Origin of the sequence: Bradyrhizobium sp. AC87j1 (assembly GCF_002936975.1) — a bacterium.
GTDB lineage: Bacteria > Pseudomonadota > Alphaproteobacteria > Rhizobiales > Xanthobacteraceae > Bradyrhizobium > Bradyrhizobium shewense.
Genome location: NZ_PTFE01000130.1, coordinates 1 through 16,860, shown reverse-complemented (window position 1 = coordinate 16,860; position 16,860 = coordinate 1). Strand labels below are relative to the sequence as shown.

The window sequence follows — 16,860 nt, the reverse complement described above, 5'->3', positions numbered from 1 at the left end:
CTTCAATCCCTTGTAGGTGGTAACGCCGGCGCACAGAATCGGCGCGATGGCCGCGAAATCGACCGTTGCCGGCAGCTTTGCAGCGAAGGCGGCCGAGGCGATGACGTATTCGGCGAAGCCGCCGTTGACGCTGTAACCGGTGTTGTGCTGGTGCTCGCACAGGGTCTCCCAACCGGTCTCGCAATATTCACACGACATGCAGGCATCGTGCAGCCAGGCGACGCCGACGGCATCTCCCACTTTCAGATTCTTCACGCCGGACCCGAGCGCGGCGACGGTGCCGGCGGCCTCGTGGCCGGGAATGAACGGAGGAACCGGCTTCACCGGCCAGTCGCCTGAGGCTGCATGCAGATCGGTGTGACAGACGCCGCAGGCTTTCACCTTGACCAGAATCTCGCCGGGACCGGGCTGCGGCACCGGCACGTCCTCGATCACCAGTGGCTTGCCGAATTGCTTGACGATTGCGGCTTTCATGGTCGGCATCGGTCTGCTCCTGTGCACTTTGGAGCATAATAACGACGCCGCGCGGCGCTCCTTTGATGGGCGTCAAACAGCGCAAAGTTTGCGCAGGGCCCGCCCCATCATGACACCACGATGACGCCGCGCCGATGCCGGCGTGTCAGCTATGGAACTTCAGCCCGTCGACGATCTTGTCGATCACCTTGCGCTCGGCGCGCATGGCGATGCCGACGAGATTGAGATCGTTGCGCGCCACGGCCCTCACTGCCTCGCGATTGGCGGCATCGTGCGTGGTGCCGAACATGTCCTCGGTATAGACCGCCGGCTTGACGTTGCGCGCGAGCGCACGGTCCAGTGCGCGCGACAACGCCGGACCGTCGGCGCCGTAGATCAGGATCGGCTGTCCGATCAGTGCGTGATAGTTCGTGCCTGAGGCGTCTTCATAGGCATCGCCAATGCATTCCGGAAAAGCCGCGGCAATGCCGCTGGTGAGGAAGGACGCAACGTTGAGCTTCTGCCAAGCCTGAAGATCGGTGCGGATCACAACCGCGATCTTGGTGTCGAACTGCATCTGTTCCTTCCACTGTCATTCCTGAGTTCCGGGGTGATGCTATGCATCGCCCCGGAATGACAGCAAGAGGAATCAACCGTTGCCGTCGCAGGCCCAGGCGCGGATCACGCATTCCTTGCCACCGTATTTGTAGCATTCGCGCGTGGCGGCGTTGAGCGAGGCCGAGATCTTCGGCTTGACGGCATAACCATACGCACCGCAGGGGTTGGCGAGATCGACCGACATCGCGGCGCAGGCGCGCTTCATCGTCACGGTCGTGCAATCGCCCTTGCACTGCTTCTGCGCAGCGGCACGCGCCTCGTGCTCGTGGCCGTAATCAAAAGCCTGGCCATAAGCGCCGCATTTGCCGACTGCAATCGCGCCGGCGGCATGGGCTTCGGTGATGTAGCGGGCGCCCGTGAGGGCAACAGACAAGACAAAGCAAAACATCGCGCAACGGCGCGCGACGACGTTCGAAGCCATGGAAAATCCCCTCCCCCCAAGGCAGGTGGAGGCGACTCTAAGCGGCGGTCGTTTCCAGATGGTGAACGGGTGGTTGAAATCGAACCGAATAGGAGGTGCCGTAGGGTGGGCAAAGCGAAGCGTGCCCACGATTTGTAGATTGCGGGGGAGACATCGTGGGCACGGCGCTATGCGCCTTTGCCCACCCTACGGCACCTTTATCCCCGCCTTGCCGCTTCCAAGGCCTGCGGCGTGTCGATATCGAGGAAGGCACTCTCGCCATCGACCGGTACTTCGGCAACCGCCTCGGTGTGCTTGGCGATCAGATGCCGCGCGCCGACGTCGCCGTCGAGCGTCATCAACTCCCTGAAGAAGCGGCGCGACCACAGCACGGGATTGCCGCGGCGGCCCTCGCTCACGGGCACGACGATGAGATTGCCTCGGTCGGGCGCAAAGCCGTCGATGAGACGGTCGATCAGGCCGGCATCGATCAGCGGCATGTCGCCCAGGCACACCACGGCGCCGTCGCAAGCTTCAGGGACGGCAGCGATGCCGGCCTTGACCGAGCTGGCGATCCCGCCGGCGAAATCCGGATTCTTGACGAACCGCACCTTCAGGCCCTGCAGCGCCTGCTCCACCAGCTCGGTCTGGTGGCCGGTGACCACGATCACCTCGGATGCCCTGGAGGCCAGCGCCTGCTCGGTCGCGATCCGCACCAGCTTCTTGCCGTCGAGTTCGGCGAGCAGCTTGTTCGGCCCGCCCATCCGGGTCGAACGGCCCGCAGCGAGCACGATGGCGGCGACCTGGCTGTTGCCCTCGGTCTCGGGCTGTGCGCGCGGCTGCGGCCGCGTCACGATCTCCATCAGGAGGCCGCCAACGCCCATGCCCATCAGCTCGGAGCGCGTCACCTTGATGCCGGCGAGGAGCCGCATCAAGACCCAGTCAAAACCGTTCTCGACCGGCGAGCGCGCACAGCCCGGTGCGCCCAGCACCGGAACGTCGCCGGCCCGCGCGATCAGCAAGAGATTGCCGGGGTCGACCGGCATGCCGAAATGCTCGATCTCGCCGCCGATCCCCGTGACTGCCGCCGGAATCACGTCGCGGCGATCGGCGATCGCGGAGGCCCCGAACACGATGACGAGCTCGGCCCCCAAGCCGAGCAATTCCTTGATCGCCGCCGACAGCGCGGCTTCGTCGTGCTGGACCCGCCGCTCGGCGATGATGCTGGCACCGGCGGGTGCGAGCCGCTCGGCCGTGACGCGCAGCGTCTTGTCGATCACCTTGGATGAGAGGCCCGGCAGCAGCGTCGAGACCACGCCGACGCGCTGGATCACGTAAGGCGCGATCTTCAGCACGTCCTTGCCTGCGGCCTTCACCGCGGCATCGCGCAAACTGCCTTCGACGCCGAACGGGATGATCTTGACGGTGCCGACCATCTCGCCCTCGACCACCGGCTTGTAAGCGGTGAGCGTCGCAAAGGTGATGGCCTCGTCGATGTTGTTGATGCGGTCGACCGCGGCGCGGTCGATCACCAGCACGCCCGGACGTGCGGCGAACAGATTGGCGCGGCCGGTGAAGGCGCGCTCGACATGAATGCCCTCGCCGCCGACGGCCAGCGCAATACCGGCGGCCGCAACGTCCTCGGAGACGTCGCCCGCCTCCATGCGCACCACGACGATGTCCTTGATGCCGGCGCGCGTGAGCTGCTCGACCTCGGCAGGCCCGATCGTCGTGCCCTTCTTCAGCACCAGCGGTCCCTGGCGCAGGGTGTGGACGGTCACCCCGCCGATTGCATCCTTGGGGCTCGCCGGGCCGAACTTCATGCCGCTTCTTCTTTTTCCTTGGGAGGCAGGCGGAGCACCGCTGTGATCTCCGCCATGATCGACACCGCGATCTCGGACGGGGAGACCGCACCGATCGCAAGTCCAATGGGCGCGTGGATGCGCGCGATGTCGCTTTCCTTGGCGCCCTGCGCCCGCAGCCGGTCGCCGCGCTTGGCGTGCGTCTTCCGCGAGCCGAGCGCGCCGATATAGAAGCAGCCGCGCTCGAAGGCGTGCAGCAGCGCGGGATCGTCGATCTTGGGATCGTGCGTCACCGCAACGAAGGCCGTGTAGGCATCGACATTGAGCGGCGGCAGCGCGGTGTCGGGCCATTCGGCAACCAGCGGAACGTCGGGAAAGCGCTCCGGGCTGGCGAACGCCGTGCGCGGATCCACGACGGTCACGTCGTAGCCGAGCGAGCGCGCCAGCGGCGCCAAGGCCTGGCTGATATGGACTGCGCCGACGATGACGAGTTTTGCAGTCGGTGCGTAGACGTTGAGGAACAGCTTCTTGCCGCCGGCCTCGACATTGGCGCTCTTGCCCATGCGGAGTTGCTTATCGAGTTCGGCGCGCAAGGGATCTTTTGCAAAATCCTTCGCCTTCACCAGGCGCTGCTCGCCGCCCTCGGTGTCGGTCACCAGGATCACCGGCCGGCGCGCGGCGCGCTCGGCATTGAGTTCGTGCAGGATTGCGAGCTTCACAGCTAACCGACTTTCTCGACGAAGACGCGGATGGTGCCGCCGCAGGACAGCCCGACGTTCCAGGCGGTCTCGTCGGCGACGCCGAACTCCAGCATCCTCGGTTTGCCGCTCTGGATCACGTCCATGGCCTCGGTGACCACGGCGCCCTCGACGCAGCCGCCGGAGACCGAGCCCAGGAATGTACCCTCGTCGTTGATGACGAGGCTGGAGCCCGCCGGGCGCGGCGCCGAGCCCCAGGTCTCCACCACGGTGGCGAGCGCGACACCACGGCCGGCCTTCTGCCAGTCCTCCGCCGCCTTCAGAATATCCTCGTCGCGATCGAGCATGGGGTGCCTCTCAAGCTGCGGAGCGGATCAGGCTGCGGTGATGCGGCGGCAGCGGCCGGGAGAGCGTCGTGATCAGCTCCTGGATCGAACTCAAATTATGTACCGGGCGGAATTCGTCAACGTGCGGGAGCATCATTTTGATGCCTTGGGCCTTGGCCTCGAAGCCGCCGAACCGCAGCAGCGGGTTGAGCCAGATCAGCCGCCGGCACGAGCGGTGCAGCCGGTCCATCTCGAAGGCGAGCCTGGAATCCGCCTCCCGCTCCAGCCCGTCGGAGATCAGGAGCACGATGGCGCCCTGGCTCAGCACGCGCCGCGCCCACAATTTGTTGAAGTTGTGCAGCGAGGCCGAGATCCGCGTGCCGCCAGCCCAGTCCTCGACCGAGGCCGAGCAGCTCGCCAGCGCCTCGTCGGGATCGCGTTGGCGCAGCGCGCGGGTGACGTTGGTCAGCCGGGTGCCGAACAGGAACACCGAGACGCGCTTGCGCGCATCGCCGATGGCATGGAGGAAATGCAGGAACAGGCGGGTGTACTCGTTCATCGAGCCCGAGATATCGAGCAGCGCCACGATCGGCGCCGGCTTCTCGATCCGCCCGAGGCGATGGATGTCGATGATGTCGCCGCCGGTGCGCAAGGAGGCGCGCAGCGTGCGGCGGAGGTCAAGGCGAAGCCCGCGCGCATCAGGCCGGTGCCGGCGGGTCAGAAGCTCGGCCTGCGGCAGATGCATCCGCTCGACCGCACGCAGCGCCTCGCTGATCTCGGCGGCGCTCATCTGCGCAAAATCCTTCTTCTGAAGGATCTCCCTGTCGGACACCGACAGGCGCAGATCCTGCTCCTGGTGCTGCGGCGTCTCGGTCATGCGCGGCTGCGACATCGCCTCCTGCACGCGGCGGGAGCCCGCCTGCGGCTTCTTCTTGGCCTCGTCCGGCAGCGGCACCGAATCCAGCATGTGCTTCCACTCTTCCGAGGCGCGGAAGAACAGGTTGAAGGCCTGCTTGAAGATCAGCGCGTGCTCATGACGCTTGACGAAAATCGCCTCCAGCGTGGTGAAGACGTCGGCGCGGTTGCCGATGTCGATCACCTGGAGCGCGCTCATGGCGTCGATGACAGCGCCCGGCCCGACCGGCATGCCCGCAGAGCGCAGCGCGCGGGCGAACCCGACGATGTTGTCGGCGAATTGCTCGGTCTGCTCGGGGGCAAGGTGGTTGATGGCCATGGTCGTTCCCATCTTCCTTCCCGTCATTCCGGGCTCGCGCTACGCGCGCCCCGGAATGACGAGCTAGTTATGACGCACGCGCGTCAATTATCGCTCGTCGCTTCCTTCAGCACCTTCTGCAGGGTGTCGCCCTGCATGCGGGTGATGTCGTCCTGGTACTTGAGCAGCGCGCCCAGCGTGTCGCCGACCACTTGCGGGGTCAGCGAGCGGGCATCTAACTCCGACAGCGCGGTGGCCCAGTCGATGGTCTCGGCGACGCCCGGCGACTTGTAGAAGTCCTGGTTGCGCAAGGCCTGGACGAAGCGCACGACCTGCTGCGACAGCTTTGCGGAGATGCCGGGCACCCGCGTCTTGACGATCGCGAGCTCGCGCTCGGCGGCGGGATAATCGACCCAGTGATAGAGACAGCGCCGCTTCAGCGCGTCGTGGATTTCGCGGGTGCGGTTGGAGGTGATGATGACGATCGGCGGGGCCGGCGCCTTCACCGTGCCGAATTCGGGGATCGTCACCTGGAAGTCACTGAGGATTTCGAGGAGGTATGCCTCGAACGCCTCGTCGGCGCGATCGAGCTCGTCGATCAGCAGCACCGGTGGTCCCGCAACGTCGGGCTCCAGCGCCTGGAGCAGCGGCCGCTTGATCATGTAACGGTCGGCGAAGATGTCGCTCGAGAGCTGGTCGCGATCGGTGTCGCCGGCGGCTTCCGCCATCCGGATCGCGATCATCTGCGCGGCGCTGTTCCACTCGTAGACTGCGGAGGAGACGTCGAGGCCTTCGTAGCACTGCAGGCGGATCAGCTTCCGCCCGAGCGCAGCGGACAGGACCTTGGCGATCTCGGTCTTGCCGACGCCGGCCTCGCCTTCCAGGAACAGCGGCCGGCCCATGCGCAGCGAGAGATACGTCACCGTCGCCAGCGACCGCTCCGCGAGATAGCCGCGCGACGTCAGGAGTTCGAGCATCGCATCGACCGATGCCGGCAAGGCCCCGGAACTATTGGCCGCTGAAGTCATGAAAAAGCCAGTCTCGCTACGCCCTCACCGGGACAAGTTTGGGCCGAGGCGTGAGGTCACCTCACTCCTTGGCGTTGGCGGCGTCGACGGCGCGCCGGGTCAGCACGCCGATGAGGTGCGCGCGGTATTCGGCGCTGCCGTGGATATCGCTGTTGAGGCCCTCGGCCGGCACCTCGATGCCGTCAAGCGCCTTCGCGGCGAAGCGCTTCTTCAGGGCTTCCTCGAACGCAGTGACACGGAACACGCCTTCGGAGCCGGCGCCGGTGACGGCGACCCGCACGTCGGACGGACGCCGTGCCACGAACACGCCAACCAGCGCATAGCGCGAGGCCTGGTTGCGGAACTTGACGTAGGCCGCCTTCTTCGGCAGCGGGAACATCACCTTGGTGATGATCTCGTCGGCTTCCAGCGCGGTCGAGAACAGGCCCTGGAAATACTCTTCGGCCTTGAGGCGCCGCTTGTTGGTGACGATGGTCGCGCCCAGCGCGAGCACGGCGGCCGGATAGTCCGCGGTCGGGTCGTTGTTGGCGAGCGAGCCGCCGATCGTGCCCTTGTGACGTACGGCGGGATCACCGATTCCGCCGGCAAGATTCGCGAGCGCCGGAATCGCCTCGCCGACGATGGCGGAGGTCGCGACCTCGGCGTGCTTGGCGGTGGCGCCGATCACCAGCGAACGGCCCTTCATCTCGATCGTATTGAGCCCCTCGATGTGGGAGAGGTCGACCAGATGCGGAGGGCTGGCGAGGCGCTGCTTCATGACGGGAATCAGCGTGTGACCGCCGGCGATCACCTTGGCGTCTTCGTTCTTCACCAGGAGGTTGGCGGCCTGCCGAACGGTCCCGGGGCGATAATATTTGAATTCGTACATCTGAATGTCCTGATCGCGGGATGCGCGTTACGCGAGGTCGGATTTCGCCATCGCCTTGGCGCCGGCGGAGATCGAGGCGACGATGTTCTGGTAGCCGGTGCAGCGGCAGAGATTGCCTTCTAATTCTTCCCGGATCGTATGGTCGTCGAGCTCGTTGCCCTTGCGGTGCACGATGTCGATCGCGGTCATGATCATGCCCGGCGTGCAGAAGCCGCATTGCAGGCCATGGTGCTCGCGAAAGGCCTCCTGCATCGGATGCAGCGGGGCGCCGTCTGCGGCCAGCCCCTCGATCGTCTTGACCTCGTGGCCGTCGGCCATCACCGCAAGCGTGGTGCAGGATTTCACGGCCTTGCCGTCGACATGCACGACACAAGCGCCGCACTGCGAGGTGTCGCAGCCGACATGGGTGCCGGTCAGGCGCAGATTCTCGCGCAAAAACTGCACCAGGAGGGTGCGGGGATCGACGTTGGCGGTGACTGGATTGCCGTTCACGATGAGGGAGATTTTTGCCATAAGCACTCTCTATCAGCGCCCCGACGGGTCCCGTCGAAGCGGTTCTTATAATTATTCCAACCCATCATATGGGCCATTATGCCCCGGGGCAATATCGCCCGGGACGCAAGGTGCCATGCCGAAGGCGATGACCTTCAGCCCTGTACCGCCTTGGCGAAGTTCGCGAAAAATTCGTCGGCGAGTTTCTTGGCGGCGCCGTTGATAAGGCGCTGGCCGAGCTGCGCCAACTTGCCGCCGATCTGCGCCTCGACATCGTAGGACAGCAGCGTGCCGCCGTCCTTCTCCGCCAGCTTGACCACCGCGCCACCCTTGGCGAAGCCGGCGACCCCGCCCTCGCCCTCGCCCGAGATCTTGTAGCCGTTCGGCGGGTCGAGATCGGAGAGCGTGACCTTGCCCTTGAAGCGTGCCGACACCGGGCCGACCTTCATTTTCGCCGTGGCGCGAAAGCCGCCGTCGTCGGTCCTCTCGAGCTCCTCGCAGCCGGGGATGCAGGCCTTCAGCACCTCGGGATCATTGAGCTTGGCCCACACGGCCTCGCGCGGCGCCGCAAGCTGGACTTCGCCGTTCATCGTCATGGCCATGAGGGTGCCTCCCGGATCGCGTAACTTATAGTGCTGATCAAGTAACGCAGGGACGCGGCAAAGGAAAGGGCGGCGCCCGGTCAAGTGCAATGCATATTCGCAACTGCAAAAAGACGTGTGCGGGCGGTTGGGGATTGGCACAGCCGGGCCATGATGATTAGGTCGCGCGCAATATGAGCACATCCCTCTCCCCCCTGCTCGCACCGATGCTGTCGAGCGCCGCCATGCGCGCGGTCTGCGATGACCGCTCGACCCTGCAGAACATGCTCGATTTCGAGGCAGCCCTGGCACGCGCGGAGGCCGCCACGGATGTGATTCCAGCCTCTGCGGTGGGCTCGATCGAGGCCGCATGCAAGGCCGATTCCTTTGACGTGGCGGCGCTGGCCGAGGCCGCAACGCGATCGGGTAATCTGGCGATTCCCCTGGTCAAGATGCTGACAGCCAATGTCGGCAGGGCCGACACCGAGGCCGCGCGCTACGTGCATTGGGGCGCCACCAGCCAGGATGTCATCGACACCGCGACCATGCTCACGCTTCGCGCCGGCCTCGATGCGCTGGACGCCGACCTCAGCCGCGCCATCAAGGGTTTTGCCGCGCTGGCACGGACCCATCGCAACACTGCGATGGTGGCTCGGACCTGGCTGCAGCACGCGCTGCCGATGCCGTTGGGCCTGAAAGCCGCCGAATATGCCGCAGGCCTCGCCCGCGCCCGCTGCCGCCTGCGGCGGCTCTCCCGCGAGGGCCTCGCGCTGCAATTCGGCGGTGCGGCCGGCACGCTCGCGGCCCTCGGCGACAAGGGGCTTGCCGTGGCGGAACGTCTCGCGCAGGAGCTGAACCTGCCGCTGCCGGAAGCGCCCTGGCACACCCACCGCGACCGCATCGCGGAGGCCGCTTCGGCTTTCGCTATTCTGGCTGGAACCTGCGGCAAGATCGCGCGCGACGTTTCGCTGATGATGCAGACCGACGTCGCGGAGGCCTTCGAGCCCGCCGGCGAAGGCCGCGGCGGCTCCTCGACGATGCCGCACAAGCGCAACCCCGTCGCCGCCGCAAGCGCGCTGGGCGCCGCCACCATGGCCCCGCAGCTCGCCGCGACGATATTTGCCGCGCAGGTGCAGGACCACGAGCGCAGCGCAGGCCCCTGGCACGCGGAATGGCCGACCTTGCCGCAATTGATGCTGGTCGCCTCAGGCGCGCTGGCCGCCATCGTCGACATCGCCGAGGGCCTCGACGTCGACGCTGCGCGCATGCGCAGCAATCTCGATGCGACGCACGGACTGATCATGGCGGAAGCCGTCACCTTTGCGCTGGCCGACAAGATCGGCAAGAGCGATGCGCATCATCTCATCGAGGCCGCCAGCAAGCGCGCGGTCGCCGAGAAGAAGCATCTGCGCGAGGTGCTGTCGGCTGATTCGCAGATCACTGCGCATCTTTCGCCGGAAAAAATTGCGGCATTGTTCGAGCCGATGGCCTATCAAGGGGCTTCCCAAGCCTTGATCGACCGGCTGCTCGACAGCCTCGACCGCGAATAAGAACCGCAGAATACGACGGAGACGCCGCATGCCCATGATCGATGCCGACGGTTGCCTGCTCAACGTCTCCGTCGAGGGCCGCGACGGCGGGCCGACGCTGATGCTCTCCAACTCGCTCGGCTGCACGCTGCAGATGTGGGAGCCTCAGATGAAGGCGCTGACGCAGGTGTTCCGCGTCATCCGCTACGACCGCCGCGGCCACGGCAAGTCCAACGTTCCGCCCGGCCCCTACACCATGGAGCGGTTCGGCCGCGACGTGCTCGCGATCCTCGACGACCTCAACATCGAGAAGGTGCATTGGTGCGGCCTTTCGATGGGCGGCATGGTCGGGCAATGGCTCGGCGCCAACGCGCCGGAGCGCTTCGGCAAGCTCATCCTCGCCAATACCTCCTGCTACTATGCCGAGCCGACCAAATGGCTGGAACGCATCGACGCCGTGAAGAAGGGCGGCATCGCCGCGGTCGCCGATGCCGTGATCGCGGGATGGCTGACGCAGGACTTCCGCGAGCGCGAGCCTGAGATCACCGCGAGGATGAAGTCGATGCTGCTCGCCTCCCCCGTCGAAGGCTACCTCGCCTGCTGCGAGGCGCTGTCGACGCTCGACCAGCGCGCGCTGCTGCCTGACATCAAGAGCCAGACATTGGTGATCGCCGGCCGCCACGACATGGCGACGCCGATCTCGGCGGGCGAGTTGATCCGCTCGAATATTCCGGGCGCAAGCATGACCATCATCGACGCCGCGCATATTTCCAACGTCGAGCAGCCGCATGCCTTCACCGACGCGGTGGTGGGATTTTTGACGCAGCGTTGATCGCCCCCATCGTCATTCCGGGGCGATGCGGAGCATCGAACTATGGTGCGCAATCGCGCACCTGAGAATCCCGATCGGCATTCACAACCTCGAGATTCCGGGTTCGCCTCTTCGAGGCGCCCCGGAATGACTCACCGGAGAAACACCATGGACGACCAGAAGCGCCGCGATGCCGGCATGAACGTGCGACGGAAGGTGCTGGGCAATGCCTGGGTCGACAAGTCGATCGCGAACCGCAATTCGTTCAACACCGACTTCCAGGACATGATCACCCGCTACGCCTGGGGCGAGATCTGGACGCGTCCGCATTTCGACGAGCGCACGCGGCGTGTGCTGGTGATCGGCACCATGGTCGCGCTCGGGCAATGGGACGAGTTTCGCCTGCATGTGCGTGCGGCGCTCGCGGAGGGAGGCTTCACTCCCGACGACATCAAGGAAATCCTGCTGCAGCAGGCGATCTATTGCGGCGTGCCGGCGGCGAACCACGCCGTCAAGGAAGCCTCAGCGATTGTGCAGGAGCTCGGCCTGCTCAAGACCTAGCGACGCAGGGATCTCGACAGGGGTCTCGACGATCTGCGGAGCAGCCTCGGGCCGCTCGATCAGGATCACGATGGCAGCACCGAGCAGCAGCAGCAGCTCGGTGGCGTGCAGCCGGAGCGCGGCCATCTCGCCGACCTTCGAAGCCATCACCATGCTGGCAAACGAGATCAGGCTGCCGATCGCCAGCGCAATCCCGAGCGCCTCATCGCTGCCGCCGGACTTGCGGGTTCGGGGGACGCAGAGCAGAGCGAGATAGATCGCAAAGAACGCGACCACGGTGAGACGGCCCAGCGCAAGCAGCCAGGCCGCGCGCACCGTGCTCATCCCTGCCATCTGGAGATGGTCGCTGAGGAACAGCGCGACGGCGACGCTCGGCCGCTCGTAGAGGCCATGCACCGGTGCGACGATGATGTTGAAGGCGACGATGGTCCAGGCCGGAATGAAATAGGCCGCCAGCAGCGCGCCGTTGACCGAGCCGATCCGCCAATTCCTGAACATGCCGCTTCCCGCTTCGTCGACCACGCGCCTTCCGCTGGGAAGGCTTTGCCGGGAGCTAACTCGCATCAGACTGTGGCGGCAATTTAAACCCTTTGTTTACCTTAACTGCCCTGCCCCCGTCATTCCGGGGCAATGCGCAGCATTGAGCTATGGTGCGCAATTGCGCACCTGAGAATCTCGAGATTCCGGGCCTGGTGCCAACGCGCCATCCCGGAATGACGCGGCAAGCAACTGCCCAAAAAAGACCCCGCCTTGCGGCGGGGCCCTCCTCAATACCCTTCGTTCTCGGGCTCCCAAATTACTTGTCCTGCTGGCCGCCCTGCTGCTGGCCGGGGCGATCGCCCTGGCGCATCGGATCGTTCTGCTGCTGCTGTCCGGGTTTCTGACCGCCGCCCTGCTGCTGGCCCGGCTGCTGACCTGGGCGCTGCTGGCCGGGGTTCTGACTCTGCTGACCCGGATTCTGGTTCTGCTGCTTCGTCATTCGGGGAACTCCCTTGTTGGACGTCAGAGGCGAGATAACGGCCGGCATCCGCTTTGGTTGCCCGAGGAACCCGGTTCCTCGCAGTTGCGGAACCGACGGCTAAATGAGCTCTGTACAAGACCTTCTGTCGAAGCGTGAGCTGTTGCAGCCGCCAGTTCCCTCCTGTTACAAATCCGGAAGAATGCTTAGGGGCTGCCGGGGCCCAAGAAACGGCCCAAGAAACCCACTCTCCTAAGAGCTCCCTTTGAGCCCGCGTCAGGTTTGGTACGGCAGCCCATGGATTATTTCGCCCAGCAGCTCATCAACGGTCTCGTTCTGGGCTCGATCTACGGCCTGATCGCCATCGGCTACACGATGGTCTACGGCATCGTCGGCATGATCAACTTCGCCCATGGCGACGTCTTCATGATCGGCGGCTTCATCGCCCTGATCACCTTCCTGATCCTGATCTCGTTCGGACTGACCACGATCCCGCTGATCCTGCTGGTCGTGCTGCTGGTCTCGATGGCGATCACCGCGCTCTATGGCTGGACCATCGAACGCATCGCCTACCGGCCGCTTCGCCATTCCTTCCGCCTCGCCCCGATGCTGTCGGCGATCGGCATGTCCTTCGTGCTGACCAACTATTCGCAGGTTGCGCAGGGCGCGCGCGTCAAGCCGATCCCGCCCTTCATCACCGGCGGCTACACCCTGCACGAGAGCACGGACGGCTTCGTGATCCAGCTCTCCAACATCCAGATCATGGTGGTGGTCACCACTATCGTGCTGCTGGCGATCTTCACCTGGCTGGTATCGCGCACCCGGCTCGGACGCGACATGCGCGCCTGCGAGCAGGACCAGACCATGGCGGCGCTGCTCGGCGTCGACGTCGACCGCACCATCTCCATGACCTTCGTGATCGGTGCCGCGCTCGCCGCGGTCGCGGGCCTGATGTACCTGCTCTATTACGGCCTCGTCGATTTCTTCATGGGCTTCGTCGCCGGCATCAAGGCGTTCACCGCTGCCGTGCTCGGCGGCATCGGCTCGCTGCCGGGGGCCATGCTCGGCGGCCTCGCGATCGGCCTGATCGAGACGTTCTGGTCGGCCTATTTCTCGGTCGAGTACAAGGACGTCGCAGCGTTCTCGATCCTGATCGTGGTGCTGATCTTCATGCCGACCGGCCTGCTCGGCCGTCCCGAAGTCGAAAAAGTCTGACGGTCGCGCGCGTGACAGCTCCCTCGACCAACACGGCCAAACCTGCAACTGGCATCCCCGCTCTCCTGAAGACGGCTTTCGTAAATGCGCTGATCGCGCTGGTGCTGTTCTCGCTGATGATCGGCATCCGCACCGAGGCGGGCTCCTCCGGCCAGCTCACCTATTGGACCCGCTTCGGCGATCTCGCGTCCATCGTCGCCGCCGTGTTCGGCGGCTCGATCGTGATCGAGCTGCTTCGGCAATGGATCGGCCCGACCGGCGCCGAGAAGTTGGTGCCGCCGGCGGTGCAGAGCGGCATATCGTTCATCGGCCGCTACCTCGCGCCGGCGCTCCTGATCTTCACGCTGCTGGTGCCGGTGATCTTCTATAACCAGCGCTACATCCTCGACCTCGCGATCCTGGTGCTTACCTATGTCATGCTGGGCTGGGGATTGAACGTCGTGGTCGGGCTCGCCGGCCTGCTTGATCTCGGCTACGTCGCCTTCTATGCGGTCGGTGCCTATTCCTACGGACTGCTCGCCACCAATTTCGGCTGGTCGTTCTGGATCTGCCTGCCGCTCGCCGGCATCCTCGCCGCCTTCTGGGGCGTGCTGCTCGGCTTCCCCGTGCTGCGCCTGCGCGGCGACTATCTCGCCATCGTGACCCTCGCCTTCGGCGAGATCATCCGCTTGGTCATCATCAACTGGCAGGATCTCACCGGCGGCCCCAACGGCGTCTCCGGCATTCCCCGCCCCACCTTCTTCGGCATCCCGCTCGACAACAGCGACGACGGGCTCGCCACCAGGCTCGGCATCGAATATTCGCCGACGCACCGCATCGTCTTCCTGTTCTACCTGATCCTGGCGCTGGCGCTGCTCACCAACTGGGCGACGATCCGCCTGCGCCGCCTCCCGATCGGACGGGCCTGGGAAGCCTTGCGCGAGGACGAGGTCGCCTGCCGCGCGCTCGGCATCAACACCACGACCACCAAGCTCACGGCGTTCGCGACGGGTGCGATGTTCGGCGGCTTTGCCGGCGCGTTCTTCGCCACCCGGCAGGGCTTCATCAGCCCGGAATCCTTCACCTTCCAGGAATCGGCGCTGGTGCTCGCCATCGTCGTCCTCGGCGGCATGGGCTCGCAACTCGGCGTCGCGCTCTCCGCGCTCGCCATGATCGGCGGCTTCGAGCTGTTCCGGGGCCTCGAGGGCTATCGCATGCTGGTGTTCGGCATGGCCATGGTGCTGATCATGATCTGGCGGCCGCGCGGCCTGATCGGCCATCGCGCACCCACCGTGTATCTGACCAAGGCGAAAGCAATCTCCTCCGACCTCGTCAAGGAAGGGCACGGATGAGAGGCGACAAGATTCTCAGCGTCGACCGGCTCGCCATGCGCTTCGGCGGCATCGTCGCCGTGCAGGACCTTTCTTTCGCCGCCGAGCGGAAGAAGATCACCGCGCTGATCGGGCCGAACGGCGCCGGCAAGACCACCGTCTTCAACTGCATCACCGGGTTCTACAAACCGAGCGGCGGCGCCATTCGCCTCAGCCATGACGGCGGCAGGACGATCGCGCTGGAGCGGCTGAACGATTTCCGCATCGCCAAGCAAGCCAAGGTGGCTCGCACCTTCCAGAACATCCGGCTGTTTCCCGGCATGACCGCGCTGGAAAACCTGATGGTGGCGCAGCACAACGCACTAATGCGCGCCTCCGGCTTCACCTTCCTCGGCCTGATCGGCGCTCCCGGCTATCGCGACGCCGAAAAGCGCGCGATTGATCTCGCCACGGACTGGCTCAAGCGGGTTAATCTGCTCGACCGCGCCGACGATGCCGCCGGCAATTTCGCTTATGGCGACCAGCGCCGGCTCGAGATCGCGCGCGCAATGTGCACCGAGCCCGCGCTTCTGTGCCTGGACGAGCCCGCCGCCGGCCTCAATGCGCGCGAGAGCGCGGCCTTGAGCGAGCTCCTGCTCTCGATCCGCGACGAGCTCGGCACCTCGATCCTCCTGATCGAACATGACATGTCGGTGGTGATGGAGATCTCCGACCACATCGTGGTGATGGACCATGGCGTCAAGATCGCTGAAGGCACGCCGCGCGAAGTCCGCGACGATCCCAAGGTGATCGCAGCCTATCTCGGCGCCGACGAGGAAGAGGCGGCAGCCGTGATGGAGGGCGGATCGTGACCGCGGCGCCCTCTCCTTTGCTCGCGATCCGGGGCTTGCGCGCCGCCTACGGCAAGATCGAGGCCCTGAAGGGCGTCGACGTCGAGATCAACGCCGGCGAGATCGTGGCGCTGATCGGCGCCAACGGCGCCGGCAAGTCGACGCTGATGATGACGATCTTCGGCAAGCCGCGCGCCCGCGCCGGCCAGATCCTGTACGAAGGCCGCGACATCACGGACGTCCCCACCCACGAGATCGCGCATTTGCGCATCGCGCAATCGCCGGAGGGCCGCCGTGTCTTCCCGCGCATGAGCGTGGCGGAAAACCTCCAGATGGGGGCGGATGCCACCGGTTGCACCGAGGCCGAACGCGAGGGGACGCTGCAACGCGTCTTCACGCTGTTTCCGCGCCTGAAGGAACGCTACGCCCAGCGCGGCGGAACCCTGTCCGGCGGCGAGCAGCAGATGCTGGCGATCGGCCGCGCCTTGATGAGCCGTCCCCGCCTGCTCCTGCTCGACGAGCCCTCGCTCGGCCTTGCGCCGCTGATCGCGCGCCAGATCTTCGATGCGATCCGCACCCTGAACCGGCAGGACGGCCTGACCGTCCTGATCGTCGAGCAGAACGCCAACCACGCCCTCAAGCTCGCTCATCGCGGCTATGTCATGGTCAATGGCCTGATCACGCTGGCCGGTACCGGCGCCGAGTTGTTGCAGCGCCCCGAGATTCGCGCCGCCTACCTGGAAGGCGGCCGGCACGGCTGACCGGCCGGCAAGCCCGACCCGCGTGCGGCCGACTGTGGCGAGATATCTCTGCCGATGCCCGTATTTTGCCGGTGACTTCTCGGTAAATTCATTCGAGAATGGCGCCGGTTTGGACCGGGCAGGCCCGGCAACTTCCACAGGCGACCACCCGCGAGGTATCTCATGAAGTCACTGAAGCTCATCGGTCTGGCATTCGGCGCGTCGATCGCGCTGTCGAGCGCGGCGTTCGCGCAGGATGTCACCGTCGCAGTCGCAGGCCCGATGACCGGCGGCGAGTCCGCCTTCGGCCGCCAGATGAAGAACGGCGCCGAAATGGCCGTGGCCGATATCAATGCCGCAGGCGGCGTCAACGGCAAGAAGCTCGCGCTTTCGGTCGAGGACGATGCCTGCGACCCGAAGCAGGCGC

At 65.5% G+C, this 16,860-nt stretch carries 21 protein-coding genes; 8 read left to right on the top strand and 13 right to left on the bottom strand.

All coding sequences use genetic code 11. The annotated features are described in order from the left end of the window. From CV770_RS36915 to CV770_RS36865, 11 genes are all read right to left on the bottom strand, one after another. Window positions 1-483, bottom strand: a 483-nt coding sequence (locus CV770_RS36915; RefSeq protein ID WP_148667138.1) for an alcohol dehydrogenase catalytic domain-containing protein, incomplete at its 3' end; no start/stop codon positions are given. Between the two features lie 136 nt (window positions 484-619). Beyond that, complete coding sequence (locus tag CV770_RS36910) at window positions 620-1,030, bottom strand: DUF2000 family protein (RefSeq protein ID WP_091965944.1); 411 nt, start codon at window positions 1,028-1,030, stop codon at window positions 620-622. Between the two features lie 72 nt (window positions 1,031-1,102). After that, window positions 1,103-1,492, bottom strand: coding sequence for a DUF4189 domain-containing protein (locus tag CV770_RS36905; RefSeq protein ID WP_104465837.1), 390 nt, complete (start codon window positions 1,490-1,492; stop codon window positions 1,103-1,105). A gap of 197 nt (window positions 1,493-1,689) precedes the next feature. After that, the gene (locus tag CV770_RS36900) at window positions 1,690-3,294 is read right to left on the bottom strand and encodes an NTP transferase domain-containing protein (protein ID WP_091965942.1); all 1,605 of its coding nucleotides are present in this window, start codon (window positions 3,292-3,294) and stop codon (window positions 1,690-1,692) included. Beyond that, the gene (locus tag CV770_RS36895) at window positions 3,291-3,992 is read right to left on the bottom strand and encodes an XdhC family protein (RefSeq protein ID WP_091965941.1); all 702 of its coding nucleotides are present in this window, start codon (window positions 3,990-3,992) and stop codon (window positions 3,291-3,293) included. Before CV770_RS36895 ends, CV770_RS36900 begins: the two co-directional genes overlap by 4 nt. Window positions 3,993-3,994: 2 nt before the next feature. Further along, window positions 3,995-4,318: an XdhC family protein gene (locus CV770_RS36890; RefSeq protein WP_007602422.1), complete on the bottom strand. Its 324-nt coding sequence runs from the start codon at window positions 4,316-4,318 to the stop codon at window positions 3,995-3,997. A gap of 10 nt (window positions 4,319-4,328) precedes the next feature. Beyond that, a complete protein-coding gene (locus CV770_RS36885) occupies window positions 4,329-5,531 on the bottom strand; it encodes a vWA domain-containing protein (protein WP_091965940.1) in 1,203 nt (400 codons plus the stop codon). Window positions 5,532-5,614: 83 nt separating this feature from the next. After that, window positions 5,615-6,538, bottom strand: coding sequence for an AAA family ATPase (locus tag CV770_RS36880; protein ID WP_104465836.1), 924 nt, complete (start codon window positions 6,536-6,538; stop codon window positions 5,615-5,617). A gap of 61 nt (window positions 6,539-6,599) precedes the next feature. Beyond that, window positions 6,600-7,406 carry an FAD binding domain-containing protein gene (locus CV770_RS36875; protein WP_104465835.1) on the bottom strand — a complete coding sequence of 269 codons (807 nt, stop codon included), beginning with the start codon at window positions 7,404-7,406 and terminating at the stop codon, window positions 6,600-6,602. 27 nt (window positions 7,407-7,433) lie between these two features. Further along, complete coding sequence (locus CV770_RS36870; protein WP_026201687.1) at window positions 7,434-7,919, bottom strand: (2Fe-2S)-binding protein; 486 nt, start codon at window positions 7,917-7,919, stop codon at window positions 7,434-7,436. Window positions 7,920-8,053: 134 nt separating this feature from the next. Then, complete coding sequence (locus CV770_RS36865) at window positions 8,054-8,500, bottom strand: SRPBCC family protein (protein ID WP_091965937.1); 447 nt, start codon at window positions 8,498-8,500, stop codon at window positions 8,054-8,056. Between the two features lie 173 nt (window positions 8,501-8,673). Between CV770_RS36865 and CV770_RS36860 the strand changes: the two genes are divergently transcribed. From CV770_RS36860 to CV770_RS36850, 3 genes are all read left to right on the top strand, one after another. After that, complete coding sequence (locus CV770_RS36860) at window positions 8,674-10,029, top strand: 3-carboxy-cis,cis-muconate cycloisomerase (protein WP_091965936.1); 1,356 nt, start codon at window positions 8,674-8,676, stop codon at window positions 10,027-10,029. A 28-nt stretch (window positions 10,030-10,057) separates the two neighbouring features. Further along, entirely contained in the window at window positions 10,058-10,840 is a 783-nt protein-coding gene (gene pcaD, locus CV770_RS36855) for a 3-oxoadipate enol-lactonase (RefSeq protein WP_091965935.1), read from the top strand. 147 nt (window positions 10,841-10,987) lie between these two features. Then, window positions 10,988-11,380 carry a carboxymuconolactone decarboxylase family protein gene (locus CV770_RS36850; RefSeq protein ID WP_091965934.1) on the top strand — a complete coding sequence of 131 codons (393 nt, stop codon included), beginning with the start codon at window positions 10,988-10,990 and terminating at the stop codon, window positions 11,378-11,380. Here CV770_RS36850 and CV770_RS36845 read toward each other — a convergent pair. Together CV770_RS36845 and CV770_RS42920 are read right to left on the bottom strand one after the other, a co-directional pair. Next, on the bottom strand, window positions 11,342-11,878 hold the full coding sequence (locus CV770_RS36845; protein ID WP_091965973.1) for a hypothetical protein: 537 nt from the start codon (window positions 11,876-11,878) through the stop codon (window positions 11,342-11,344). The genes CV770_RS36850 and CV770_RS36845 overlap by 39 nt on opposite strands. Window positions 11,879-12,176: 298 nt before the next feature. Beyond that, entirely contained in the window at window positions 12,177-12,359 is a 183-nt protein-coding gene (locus CV770_RS42920) for a hypothetical protein (protein WP_018316535.1), read from the bottom strand. Between the two features lie 276 nt (window positions 12,360-12,635). Between CV770_RS42920 and CV770_RS36835 the strand changes: the two genes are divergently transcribed. The 5 genes from CV770_RS36835 to CV770_RS36815 all read left to right on the top strand — a co-directional run. Further along, window positions 12,636-13,553: an ABC transporter permease subunit gene (locus tag CV770_RS36835; RefSeq protein ID WP_091965933.1), complete on the top strand. Its 918-nt coding sequence runs from the start codon at window positions 12,636-12,638 to the stop codon at window positions 13,551-13,553. An 11-nt stretch (window positions 13,554-13,564) separates the two neighbouring features. Further along, window positions 13,565-14,884, top strand: coding sequence for a high-affinity branched-chain amino acid ABC transporter permease LivM (gene livM / locus CV770_RS36830; protein WP_104465834.1), 1,320 nt, complete (start codon window positions 13,565-13,567; stop codon window positions 14,882-14,884). Further along, the gene (locus CV770_RS36825) at window positions 14,881-15,714 is read left to right on the top strand and encodes an ABC transporter ATP-binding protein (protein WP_104465833.1); all 834 of its coding nucleotides are present in this window, start codon (window positions 14,881-14,883) and stop codon (window positions 15,712-15,714) included. Before livM ends, CV770_RS36825 begins: the two co-directional genes overlap by 4 nt. Then, window positions 15,711-16,454 carry an ABC transporter ATP-binding protein gene (locus tag CV770_RS36820; RefSeq protein WP_091965930.1) on the top strand — a complete coding sequence of 248 codons (744 nt, stop codon included), beginning with the start codon at window positions 15,711-15,713 and terminating at the stop codon, window positions 16,452-16,454. The genes CV770_RS36825 and CV770_RS36820 overlap by 4 nt, the downstream gene beginning before the upstream one ends. Window positions 16,455-16,616: 162 nt before the next feature. Continuing rightward, window positions 16,617-16,860: ABC transporter substrate-binding protein (locus CV770_RS36815; RefSeq protein ID WP_148667137.1), on the top strand; the 244-nt coding region annotated here is incomplete at its 3' end.